General features: G+C 70.5%; 10 protein-coding genes and 1 pseudogene. 8 read left to right on the top strand and 3 right to left on the bottom strand.

Features of this window, described 5'->3' with window-relative positions; all coding sequences use genetic code 11:
- Positions 1 to 178, top strand: a pseudogene (locus D2L64_RS28610) (IS982 family transposase); the annotation flags it as partial.
- A 135-nt stretch (positions 179 to 313) separates the two neighbouring features.
- On the opposite strand, the gene D2L64_RS18370 reads toward D2L64_RS28610, so the two are convergent.
- The gene (locus D2L64_RS18370) at positions 314 to 1,498 is read right to left on the bottom strand and encodes a M14 family zinc carboxypeptidase (RefSeq protein ID WP_119578174.1); all 1,185 of its coding nucleotides are present in this window, start codon (positions 1,496 to 1,498) and stop codon (positions 314 to 316) included.
- Positions 1,499 to 2,198: 700 nt separating this feature from the next.
- On the opposite strand from D2L64_RS18370, the gene D2L64_RS18365 reads away from it, so the two are divergent.
- Positions 2,199 to 3,005, top strand: a complete 807-nt coding sequence (locus tag D2L64_RS18365; protein ID WP_119578172.1) for a TerC family protein — start codon at positions 2,199 to 2,201, stop codon at positions 3,003 to 3,005.
- A gap of 287 nt (positions 3,006 to 3,292) precedes the next feature.
- Positions 3,293 to 4,177 carry an esterase/lipase family protein gene (locus D2L64_RS18360; protein WP_119578170.1) on the top strand — a complete coding sequence of 295 codons (885 nt, stop codon included), beginning with the start codon at positions 3,293 to 3,295 and terminating at the stop codon, positions 4,175 to 4,177.
- Between the two features lie 170 nt (positions 4,178 to 4,347).
- Here D2L64_RS18360 and D2L64_RS18355 read toward each other — a convergent pair whose 3' ends face one another.
- Positions 4,348 to 5,220 carry an aldo/keto reductase gene (locus tag D2L64_RS18355; protein WP_119578168.1) on the bottom strand — a complete coding sequence of 291 codons (873 nt, stop codon included), beginning with the start codon at positions 5,218 to 5,220 and terminating at the stop codon, positions 4,348 to 4,350.
- A gap of 233 nt (positions 5,221 to 5,453) precedes the next feature.
- On the opposite strand from D2L64_RS18355, the gene D2L64_RS18350 reads away from it, so the two are divergent.
- The 5 genes from D2L64_RS18350 (at position 5,454) to D2L64_RS18330 (ending at position 10,277) form a co-directional block, all read left to right on the top strand.
- Entirely contained in the window at positions 5,454 to 5,822 is a 369-nt protein-coding gene (locus D2L64_RS18350) for a YciI family protein (protein ID WP_119578166.1), read from the top strand.
- Positions 5,823 to 6,066: 244 nt separating this feature from the next.
- Complete coding sequence (pyk, locus tag D2L64_RS18345; RefSeq protein ID WP_119578164.1) at positions 6,067 to 7,515, top strand: pyruvate kinase; 1,449 nt, start codon at positions 6,067 to 6,069, stop codon at positions 7,513 to 7,515.
- Entirely contained in the window at positions 7,512 to 8,396 is an 885-nt protein-coding gene (locus D2L64_RS18340) for an acyl-CoA thioesterase (RefSeq protein WP_119578162.1), read from the top strand. Before pyk ends, D2L64_RS18340 begins: the two co-directional genes overlap by 4 nt.
- A gap of 129 nt (positions 8,397 to 8,525) precedes the next feature.
- A complete protein-coding gene (locus tag D2L64_RS18335) occupies positions 8,526 to 8,987 on the top strand; it encodes an RrF2 family transcriptional regulator (RefSeq protein ID WP_119578160.1) in 462 nt (153 codons plus the stop codon).
- Positions 8,988 to 9,290: 303 nt separating this feature from the next.
- Entirely contained in the window at positions 9,291 to 10,277 is a 987-nt protein-coding gene (locus D2L64_RS18330) for a sulfite exporter TauE/SafE family protein (RefSeq protein ID WP_119578158.1), read from the top strand.
- A 40-nt stretch (positions 10,278 to 10,317) separates the two neighbouring features.
- On the opposite strand, the gene D2L64_RS18325 is transcribed toward D2L64_RS18330, so the two are convergent.
- Positions 10,318 to 11,745, bottom strand: a complete 1,428-nt coding sequence (locus tag D2L64_RS18325) for a pyridoxal-dependent decarboxylase (RefSeq protein ID WP_233559018.1) — start codon at positions 11,743 to 11,745, stop codon at positions 10,318 to 10,320.
- Positions 11,746 to 11,804 lie beyond the last annotated feature (59 nt).

Raw genomic sequence — 11,804 nt, 5'->3', positions numbered from 1 at the left:
TCGCAACCGCACCCCACGCCCCGACGAACACCTCCTCAAACCGATCCAGCAGCTCATCCAGTCCGTCAACGACACCCTCAAGGGCCAACTCGACCTCGAACAACACGGCGGACGCAGCATCGAAGGCGTCGCGGCACGCATCGCGCAACGCCTCCTCGCGAAGACCGCCGCGATCTAGCACAACCGGACCACCGGCCAGCCCACCACCAAGTCCCTGATCCCCTACGACCACTGACCAGACTTCGGACTTACTCGTCTAGCACCGTTGTCGCCCCGGCCATCGGGGCCGAGGCGACAACGGCGCGCACAGGGGTCAGCTGCGCGGCACGTTCATCCGCTCGGGGATGAGTTCGTACCGCTCGGGGTCGATGTCGTTCAGCGTCCCGTCGGTGATCGAGTCGATGATTCCGAAGAGGCCGTCCTCGACCTGCTTGGTCAGCATCCCGTGCTGCTTCTGGCCCCAGGACTGCGTCTGCCCACGCGTCTCGAACAGAATCGTCGCGCTGCCCCGGAGGGCGAACGAACCCAGCGCGGTACCGGGCAGGTTCGTGTTCTGCGGGTAGAGCGTCACCTTGCTCTGCGGCGAGTTCCCGGACTGGAGGGCGTCGTATACCGCGACGTTCACCCGGCGCGACGCGTCGTAGTCGAACTTGGGCCAGTCGCCGTGCTGGGCGGGGTTCGTGATGAAGCGCCCGGAGATGGAGAGGGTGGTGTAGTCGTCCATTCCCACGCCGGTGTAGCAGGCGGCCTGGTTGTGCAGGTCGACGAAGACGTCGACCGTCCCGAACTCCTGCTCCAGCGCACGGTACACGTCCCGGGCGGTCTGCGCCTCCGGAGTGATGTACCAGCCCGTGGAGGCGCTGTTCCCCGGGAAGTCACCCGCCTGCGGCACGTAGTCGAGGTTGGGGTTGAAGTCCCGGTTCACATCGAATCCGCCGAGTCGGGTGTTGTAGTTCCAGGCCGTTCGCGCCCCGGCGAGCTGCGGGAAGTCGGCGACCACGTCGCTCCAGGTCCGCGCGTTCTGCCGAGTCACCAGTTCGCTGCCGTCGGGATTGAGCTTCGGTACGGCGACAATCGTGACCGCCTTGCGAATCTCCGCCGACCGCTTCGAGTTGTTGCCCAACGTGCGAAGGGTGTCGAGCAGGGCGGCCGTGCCGTGCATCTCGTTGCCGTGGATCTGGCTCTGCACCATGACGACGGTGTCGCCCTCGCCGACCCGAGCCGTCCAGATCTCGCGACCGTGGTTCGAATAGCCGGCGACGTCGACACGCACCGTGCCGTTGCTGGACTGTTCGATCTGCCGCAGGCTCCGGCCGAGTTCCTCATGGCTGACGAACCCCTGGACCGACTTGTTCCCGGTCTCGTTTCCGCAGTGCGACTCGAGCGGTTGGGCGGCGGCCGGCCCAGTGAGCGAAACCGCTACCCCGGGGATGCCGATGAGTAGCGCGGCGGCGACCGCGACGTGGCGCTTGACCCGACTTGGTGACGCTGTCGGCATAGCTTGACGCATGGAAAGCCCTCCACAGTGATCGGGTGGATCTAGCTCGCCACCTAAGCACAGGAGAGTGCGCCTAGCAATGGATCGCTGTTGGATCGGGCACCGTTTGATGGCGAATGTCGGAACAGCGGAGGCGCGCTATGTCGCGCCGTTTACCCCGGCCGTCGTGTCGTCTTCTCTTTCGGCGGAGATTCGAATCTCAAGTTTTCCGCAATTATTGCCGACCAAACCGTCGGAGGCTCTTCCCCGTGGCTATTGTGCCCCATTCGGCCGTCGTCGCGGCCAGGCGGTCACCAGGGTTACGCGAGATCTGTTCCTACGATTGTAGGAGATTCGCTGCGCCAATCTGAACATCTGTACGCAACCACTTCGTTCGATGGTGCGAAGCTCTCCCCGACGTCCATCGTCGAGCGCCACCGACGCCGCGCGCCTCGGCTGCCGGTACTCGGGGCGCGCGGCGTCGCCGGGCAAGTGGCGCGCAGCCGAACGGGACGAGGTCGCGCACGGGCGCGTGGGCGGTGTTGTGCGCGGGTGCGGGTCGCGCAGAGGCGCGCGGGCGGGGTTGTGCGCGGGGTGTGTCGGGCGGGTTGTGCGCGGGGCGGGGTTGCGCGCGGGCGGGCGGCGCGGTACGCCATGCGTGCGCAGATCGGCCGATGGTTCCGGGTGCCAACCCGGCGGCGATCTGAAAGTCGAGGATGGAATGGAATTCTTGACCAGTCCCGAGCTGTGGATCGCGTTCGCGACCCTGCTCCTGCTGGAGATCGTGCTGGGCATCGACAACGTCGTGTTCATCTCGATCCTGTCCGGCCGGCTGCCTGAGCACCAGCAGGCCCGGGCCCGGACGATCGGCATCTCACTCGCCCTGATCACCCGACTGCTCCTGTTGGCTTCGCTGTCCTGGATCATCGGGTTGACCGCGCCGCTGTTCACCGTGCTCGGTCAGGAGATCTCCGGGCGGGACCTGATCCTGCTGCTCGGCGGGTTGTTCCTGGTCGGCAAGGCGACGTACGAGATCCACGAGCATCTGGAGGGTGCCGACCACGGCCGGTCGAACAAGAAGGTGGTCTCCTTCGGTTCGGTCATCGCGCAGATCCTGGTGCTGGACGTGGTCTTCTCGCTCGACTCGGTGATCACCGCGGTCGGCATGGTAGACGAGCTGGCCATCATGGTGGCCGCCGTGGTGATCGCGATGGTCATCATGTTGGTGTCGGCCGGTGCGGTCAGCGCCTTCGTCAACCAGCATCCGACGGTCAAGATGCTGGCCCTGTCGTTCCTGCTGATCATCGGGGCGAGCCTGATCGCGGAGAGCTTCGAGCAGCACATCCCGAAGGGCTACGTGTACGGCCCGATCGCCTTCTCCATCTTCGTGGAGTTCCTCAACCTGCGGGTACGGGCGCGGCAACGCCGCGAGCAGGAGCGCCAGCCGGTGCAGTTGCACCCGACGTACGTCAAGAACGCCCCGGCGCGCCCCGAACCGGAACCGGCGGAGGCGACCCCGGCCGGCTGACCTCGCCCGCCGGACCGGGAGCCGAGGCGCGACGTCGGCGGTGCACCGCACGGGCCGATCCGGACGCCGCACGTACCCGACAGGTGCGTGCGGCGTCCGTCGTCTGTGCGCCGTCGGTCGTCTGTGCGCCGTCGGTCGGCGCGGTCGGTCACCCGGGGCGAGTTACTCGCGCGTAACTTTTTCATTGACGTTTCTAGATTGTTGCGGGCATTATCGTTGCACGGTCGATCGGACACACCCACCTCCACCCCGGCAACCCCGGGCTCCCCCCCATGGGAGGTGCAGCGATGCTGCTCCGAAAGGCTGTCCCCGTTCTCGCCCTCACCCTCGCCGCCGTCCTGACCGCCCCGGTCGCTGCCGCGGCCACGCCCGCCGACCGGGCAGCCGACACCCCTGCTGCCGACCGGGTCGCAGTCACTCCAGTCGCAGTCACTCCGCCCGGCGGCGGGGCGGCAGCGGCCACCGGGACGCCGCCGGTCGGCGGCGTCGACGACGCACTACGCGCGCTCGCCGGTGCGAACCCGGTCATCGTCGTCGGCGGGCTCAGCGGCTTCGCCGCCGTGTACGAGCCGCTCGCCGCCCGGCTGCGCGCCGACGGCTACCAGGTCTGGATCTACGAGTTGCCCCAGCTTGGGCTGGGCGACATCACCGTCTCCGCCGCCAGCCTGCGTGGCTTCGTCGGGCAGGTCCGCTCCGCCACCGGCGCGGCGCAGGTCGACCTGGTCGCCCACTCCGAGGGCGGCCTGGTCAGCCGCTACTACATCAAGAATCTCGGCGGCGGCGACGCTGTCGGGCGCTACGTCAGCCTGGGTACCCCGCAGTACGGCACGTACGTGGCCAACATCGTCGCGTTCCTCGGTCTGGGCAGCTGCGCGGGCATTGTCGCGTGCCAGCAGATGACGATCGGCTCGTCGTTCCTGGCCGCGCTCAACGCCGGTGACGACACGCCGGGTCAGGTCCGTTGGACCACGGTACGTACCTGGCAGGACGAACTGGTCCGCCCGGTCGACAACGCGAGGCTGGCCGACGGCGCGACCAACGTGCTGATCCAGTCCAGGTGCCCGCTGCGTGTCGTCGGTCACCTCGGCCTGGTCATCGACGGCACCACGTACTCGATCATCCGCCAGGCCCTCCGCGACCAGCCCATCAACCCCTCCTGCCTGGCCCTCTAGACCCCACCCCCCTCTCCCTCCCACGCCCCACCCCTCCACCTCGTCGATCTTGCACTTGCTGACGTGATGAATGCCGCTTGAAGGGTCATCTCGGCGACCGAAAGTGCAAGATCGACAAGCCGAGCGGGCGGGGGAGGGGACGGGGGCTGGGAGGGCCGAGCGGGTGGGGTCTAGGCGGCGGTGGAGAGGGCCTGGTACTCGGGGTCGGTCAGGTCGACGTGGGCGGCGGCGACGTTCTCCTCCAGGTGGGCGACCGACGAGGTGCCGGGGATGGGGAGCATGACCGGGGAGCGACGCAGGAGCCAGGCCAGGGCGAGCTGGGCGGGCGTGGCGCCGTGCTCGGCGGAGATCTTGTCCAGCGGGCCGCCGGGTCGGGCCAGGTCGCCGGTGGCGATCGGGAACCACGGGATGAACGCGATGTCGTTGTCCTCGCAGTACGTCAGCACCTCCTCGGCCTGCCGGTTGGCCACGTTGTAGAGGTTCTGCACGGAGACGATCGGGGCGATCCGGCGAGCCTGCTCGATCTGCTCGACGGTCACCTCGGAGAGCCCGATGTGCCGGATCTTGCCCTCGTCGCGCAGCAGCGCCAGCTCGCCGAGCTGGTCCTCCAGCGGCACCTTCGCGTCGATGCGGTGTAGCTGGTAGAGCCCGATGCTGTCCAGGCCGAGGTGACGCAGGCTGAGTTCGCACTGTTGGCGCAGGTACTCCGGGCGGCCCACCGGGCGCCAGTCGCCCGGGCCGCCGCGGGTGAGGCCGGCCTTGGTCGCGATCACCAGATCGTCGGGGTACGGGTGCAGCGCCTCCTTGATCAGCAGTTCGGAGACGAACGGCCCGTACGAGTCGGCGGTGTCGATGAACGTCACGCCCAGCTCGTAGGCCCGACGCAGGACCCGTACCGCCTCGGCCGGATCCTTCGGGTCGCCCCAGACGCCCGGCCCGGTGATCTGCATCGCCCCGTAGCCGAGCCGGTCGACGGTCAGGTCGCCGCCGATCCGATAGCTGCCGGCGGCCTTGGCGGGGCGGGTGTCGCTGTTGCTTGTCATGGCTCATTCCTATCGCGTCGCGTGCCGTCGGCGGCCGATCCGGTCATCTGCGGGTACACGTTCCCCCTGTGCGCCGGATCCGCCCTCGTGAGGGCGGCCGGTTCGCGGGCGGGCGGACGCGACCCGGGCCGGATCGGCGGAGCGTCCGGTACGTGCTGCCGTTTCGTGGCAGGCTGGACGGTGCCGCCCCGCGCGCCGCCGCCCCGCGCCGTCGCCCCGCGGAAGGGAACCTCATGGCCACGGAGCCACGCCTCGACTTCGCGCTCGACACCTACGAGTGCATCGTGCTGTATCCCGGCACCGCCGGGCGTTCGTTGCCACCCGAGACGATTCGGCAGCTGCAGGCCGAGCACGCCGAGCACATGCAGGCGTTGCAGCGGCGGGGGATCATCCTGGTCGCCGGCGCGGTGGACGGCAACGACGCCCGGGAGCCGGACCCGCCGCTGGGGTTCGGTCTGGCCCGGACCGGCTCGGTCGACGATGTGCGCAGCGTGATGGAGGCGGACCCGGCGGTGCAGGCCGGGCTCTACCGGGTGGACGTGATGACGTTCCTCTGCCCGGCCGGCTCGCTGGAGTTTCCGCTGGTCAAGATGGAGAGCTGAGCTCCGACGGAACTCCTTCGATAGGTGGCCGCATGGTCGCCTTCGGTCATCGACCCGGAGCGGCTCGGCGCACCCTGGCGCCGGGGGCGTACCATTCCCGGCGCGCGGTCGCTGTCGCCCGCCACTCGATGTCCGGTGCGGTACCGCCCGCCGGCTGCGTGCACATGCCGCCTGCCGTTGGACAATTGTTCCGCTTTGCGCAAGGGGTCGGCCCGTGGTCCGACCTGGAGGAGAGACTAGCCTGATGGGCGTGACACGCCGCGCGAAGATCGTCTGCACTCTTGGCCCCGCCACCTCGTCGCCCGAGCGCATCCGTGGGCTCGTCGAGGCCGGCATGAACGTGGCGAGGCTCAACTTCAGCCACGGCAGCCACGCCGACCACGAGTCGGTGTACCGCCTGGTCCGGGAGGCGTCCGAGGCGGCCGGCCAGCCGGTGGCGATCCTCGCCGACCTGCAGGGACCGAAGATCCGACTCGGTCGGTTCGCCGACGGCCCGCACGAGTGGCGCACCGGCGACTCCGTGGTGATCACCGGAGACGACGTCGTGGGCAGCAAGGAGCGGGTCTCCTGCACCTACCGGAAGCTGCCGCAGGAGGTCAAGCCGGGTGACCGGCTGCTGATCGACGACGGCCGGGTCGCCGTCGAGGTCACCGACGTCACCGGCAACGACATCCGGGTACTGGTCACCGAGGGCGGCCCGGTCAGCAACAACAAGGGCGTCTCGCTGCCCAACGTCGACGTCAGCGTGCCCGCGCTGTCGGAGAAGGACGCCGACGACCTGCGTTTCGCGCTCGGCCTCGGCGTCGACCTGGTCGCGCTCTCCTTCGTCCGCTCCGCCGACGACATCAAGCTCTGCCACGCGATCATGAGCGAGGTCGGCGTGCACCGACCGGTGCTGGCCAAGGTCGAGAAGCCGGAGGCGGTCGACCATCTCGAGGCGATCGTGCTGGCCTTCGACGGCGTCATGGTCGCCCGCGGTGACCTCGGCGTCGAACTGCCGCTGGACGAGGTGCCGCTGGTGCAGAAGCGCGCCGTGCAGCTCTGCCGGGAGAACGCCAAGCCGGTCATCGTGGCCACCCAGATGCTCGACTCGATGATCGAGAACTCGCGGCCGACCCGCGCCGAGGCCTCCGACGTCGCCAACGCGGTGCTCGACGGCGCGGACGCGGTGATGCTCTCCGGCGAGACCAGCGTGGGCAAGTACCCCGTGCTCACCGTCAGCACCATGGCCAAGATCGTGACCACCACCGAGGCCGGCTCGATCCTGGTGCCCCGGCTACAGCACGACCCGCGTACCCACGGTGGTGCGCTGACCGTCGCCGCGTCCTCGATCGCCCGGGCCATCGGGGCCAAGGCGCTGGTCGCCTTCTCACAGACCGGTGACACCGTGCGCCGGCTCAGCCGGCTGCACTGCGACCTGCCGCTGCTGGCCTTCACCCCGGTGCCCGAGGTGCGTTCCCAGCTCGCCCTCTGCTGGGGCGTGGAGACGTTCCTGATGCCCTTCGTGCAGCACACCGACGACATGTTCCGCCAGGTCGACCAGGCGCTGCTCGGCCTCAACCGGGGCAACCCCGGCGACTACGTGGTGATCGTGGCGGGCAGCCCGCCCGGCACCCCTGGCTCCACCAACACCCTGCGGGTACACCAGCTCGGTTCGCTGGTCGACGCGGCATCGGCGCGGGCCCTGCAGTGAGTGACGGCCAGGCGATCGTCGGCCAGGCCGCCGTCGACCAACTGCTGGAGGTTCTCGACCTGGCGCCCACCGGCGCCAGGTCGTTCCGGGGGATGAGCCCCCCGGTCGGGCCCCAGCGGGTGTACGGCGGCCAGGTCGCCGGTCAGGCCCTGGTCGCCGCCGGCCGGACCGTGGACCCCGAGCGGGTGGTCCACTCGCTGCACGGCTACTTCGTGCGGCCCGGGGATCCCGCCGAACCGATCCAGTACGAGGTGGAGAACATCCGCGACGGGCGGTCCTTCTCGGTACGCCGGTCGGTGGCGCTACAGCACGACAAGCCGATCTTCTTCATGTCGGCGTCGTTCCAACGACCGGAGGAGGGGCTGGACCACCAGGCCCCGGTCCCGCCGGACGTGCCCGGGCCGGAGCAGGTGCCGACCATGTCCGACCGGCTGGCCCGCTACCCGGAGCGGTTGGGCATCTGGGGGCAGATCCCGCGCCCCATCGACGTACGGTATGTCGGTGAGCCCGGCTGGGTACGCCCCGGCGACCGGCCCGCCGACCCGCACCAGCGGGTGTGGATGCGCATCGACGGCAAGCTGCCCGACGACCCGCTGCTGCACGCCTGCGCCCTGACCTATGCCTCCGACCTCACCCTGCTCGACTCGGTGCTCTCGGTGCACGGCGAGGTCTGGGGCCCGGGCGGCGTGGTCGGCGCCAGCCTGGACCACGCCCTGTGGTTCCACCGGTCGTTCCGCGCCGACGAGTGGTTCCTCTACGACTGCTGGAGCCCGTCGGCCTCCGGCGCCCGGGGCCTGGCCACCGGCCGGATGTTCACCGTCGACGGGCAGCACATCGCCAGCTCCGTCCAGGAGGGTCTGCTGCGCCGGGTCGGCGCCTAGCCGCCGGCTCGCTCCGCCGCGTCGGTGCCCGGTCCGCCCCCACCGGTCGACACCCTGCCGCCGGTTCCGGGCCGACCGGAGGAGGGGTGATCGTCCGGGTGGGGTGACACGCCGACTAGCCTGTCCGACATGCGTCTCTCCGCCCGGGTGGACTATGCCCTTCGAGCGGTCACCGAGTTGGCCTCGGTGTCCGGCTCCGGTCGCGGCCGGCCGGTGACCGCCGACCAGATCGCCCGAGCCCAGGAAATCCCCCCGAAGTTCCTCGAGAGCATCCTGCTCCAGCTGCGCCGAGGCGGCATCATGCAGGCACAACGGGGTCCCGAGGGTGGCTACTGGCTGGCCCGCCCGGCGGAGGAGATCTCCCTGGCCGACGTCATCCGGGTGATCGACGGTCCGTTGGCCCACATCCGGGGGCAACGACCCGAGCACCTCGGCTACCACGGCGCGGCCCGCGCCCTGCAGGACGTCTGGATCGCCCTGCGCGCCAGCGAACGGCAGATCCTCGAACTGGTCACGGTCGCCGACGTCGCGCAGGGCACACTGCCCGAGCGGGTGACCCAACTGGTGGCCGACCCCCGCGCCTGGACCTGACCCGCGTTCCGGACCTGACCCGCGTTCCGCATCTGGAGCACCGCCCGCCCGGGCCGGACGTGGCGGACCGCCGGCTTGTCCGGGCGTCGGCGGGGCGGGACAAGCGCGGGCGCGGTGCGGGCGGTGCGCGGGTGGTGCGAGTTGCGGTGCGGTGCGCGGGCGGTGCGGTGCGAGTCGCGGGGCGCTCGAACAGGTGACCCGAGGGTGTCGTCTCACTGACCGATCAGGCACTTGACCGCGGGCCCACCCATACCGCATTGTCGACCAAGTCGATAGGAGTTGCCTAAAAGTCTGGGGGCGGCCGTGCGCAAGCTACTGGTCATCGCGCTGGTGGGGCTCGCCGCGCAGTTGGTCGACGGTTCACTCGGCATGGCGTACGGGCTGACCTCCTCGACGCTGCTGCTCATGGTCGGTGTCGCCCCGGCCGCCGCGTCCGCCTCGGTGCACCTGGCCGAGATCGGCACCACCCTCGCCGCCGGCGCCGCGCACTGGCGCTTCGGCAACGTCGACTGGCGCGTGGTGTTCCGGATCGCCATCCCGGGCGCCGTCGGCGCGTTCGCCGGCGCCACCTTCCTCAGCGCACTCTCCACCGAGACCGCCGCACCGTGGATGGCCGCGATCCTGTTCACGCTCGGCGCGTACCTGTTGATCCGGTTCTCCCGACCGCTGCGCCGCAGCCCGGCCGCCGGCCGGCTGCGCGGCCGTTTCCTCGGACCGCTCGGCCTGGTCGCCGGATTCGTCGACGCCACCGGCGGCGGGGGATGGGGGCCCGTCGCCACCCCGGCGTTGCTGGTCAGCGGGCGGATGGAGCCACGCAAGGTGATCGGCTCGGTGGACACCTCCGAGTTCCTCGTCGCCGCCGCGGCCAGCCTCGGCTTCCTCATTGGACTGGGCACCGAGGGTTTCCTGCTGCCGATCGTGCTCGCCCTGCTCATCGGCGGCCTGATCGCCGCCCCGATCGCGGCCTGGCTGGTCCGCATCGTCCCGGCCCAACTACTCGGCGCGGCGGTCGGCGGCGTGATCGTGCTGACCAACGCCCGCGTGCTGATGCGCAGCGCCGACCTCGGCGGCTCCCTGCCGGTGCTGGTCTACCTGCTGCTGGCCGCGGGCTGGATCGCCGCGCTGGTGCTGGCCGTCCGGCTCGTGCTGCGTGCCCGTCGCCAGCGTGCGCTCGTCGACGCCGCCCTGACCGAGGTACCCGCGACCGATCCGGACCCGGCCGGCTCCGTGGCGCTGCCCACCGAGGAGCCCACCACGCCGGTCGGCGCCCTCTCCGGCGCCGACCGCTGACCGCCGCGTCCGCCGGGCGCTGAACCAGCGCGCCGCCGGATCACCCGACCGTTTCCGCCACCCGCGACAGCAACTCCCACGCCTCGTCGACATGGGCTTCGGCGGTCTGCGGTGCGCCGACGGCGAGCCGCAGCGTGTAACGGCCGGCCACCCGGGTGTGCGTCAGGTACACCCGACCGCTGCCGTTGACCGCCGACAACAGCTGCTCGTTCGGCCCGTCCGCACCCCGCAACCGGAAACACACCAGGCCGTACGGGTGCGGCGTGACCAACTCGAACCGCTCGTCGGCGCGTACCCGGTCGGCGAACCGGGCGGCCAACGCCACCCCGGAACGGATGTGCTCACGCAACCCCTCCACGCCGTACCAGCGCAGCACGAACCACAGCTTCAGCGCGCGGAAGCGCCGCCCCAACGGCACCTGCCAGTCCCGGTAGTCGATCACCGCACCGGACTCGGACGCCGCGTTACGCAGGTACTCCGGCAACACGGTCAGCGCCTCGACCAACTCCGTCGAGTCGGCCACCCAGAACGCGTCGCAGTCGAAACCGGTGAGCAGCCACTTGTGTGGATCGAAGCAGTAGGAGTCGGCGTACTCCAGACCGGCGTGCCCGAACCGCAACTCCGGGCAGACCGCCGCCGCCCCCGCGTACGCCGCGTCGACGTGCAGGAACACCCCGTGCTCGGCACAGATCGGGCCGATCTGCGGCAGCGGGTCGATCGCCGTGGTGGAGGTGGTGCCCACGGTCGCCACCACCAGGGCCGGCACCACACCGGCAGCCCGGTCTGCCTCGATCGCCGCCCGCAACGCCACCGGCGACATGGCCCGGCTCTGTGGATCGACCTCGACCAGCCGTACCCCCTCGGCCCCCAGCCCCGCGATCCGGGCCGCCTTCTCCACCGACGAGTGCGCCTCCGTGGACGTGTACACCCGGTACCGGCGGTCGACACCCACCTCGCGCCAGCGCCCACCGGCGGCCCGGTGTACGGCGACCAGGGTGGCCACCAGGGTCGCCGAGGAAGCCGAGTCCTGGATCACCCCACCACCGCGACCGGCGGACCGGAACCGGGCCGGCAGATCCATCGCCTCCGCCAGCCAGTCCAGCATCACCGTCTCCAACTCGGTGCAGGCCGGCCCGGTCGACCAGAGCATGCCCTGCACGCCGAGTCCCGCGCTGACCAGGTCGCCCAGCACGCTGGGACCGCTGGTGTTGGCGGGGAAGTAGCCGAAGAAACCGGGATGCTGCCAGTGGGTGAGCCCCGGCGCGACCAGCTTGTCCAGATCGGCCAGTACGGCCTCGACCGGCTCCCCGCCGGCCGGCGGCCCCGCCGGCAACCCGGCAGCCACCGCACCCGGCGGACCCTGGGAGGTCACCGGCCGCTGGGCCAGCGACGCCCAGTAGTCGGCAATCCAGTCGACCACGGCGTACCCGGCCTGCCGGAACTGCTCCGGCGTCATGTGCGACGTCACCGGGGAAGTCGACCAAACCGTCAGCGTGGTGGCAAGGGACCGGTGGCCATCGGCGCCCG

It is taken from the genome of Micromonospora radicis, assembly GCF_003583405.1.
In the GTDB taxonomy this organism is placed as follows: domain Bacteria; phylum Actinomycetota; class Actinomycetes; order Mycobacteriales; family Micromonosporaceae; genus Micromonospora; species Micromonospora radicis.
The sequence above is the reverse complement of the archived record's forward strand: the minus strand, read 5'-3'. Positions and strand labels throughout refer to the sequence as shown.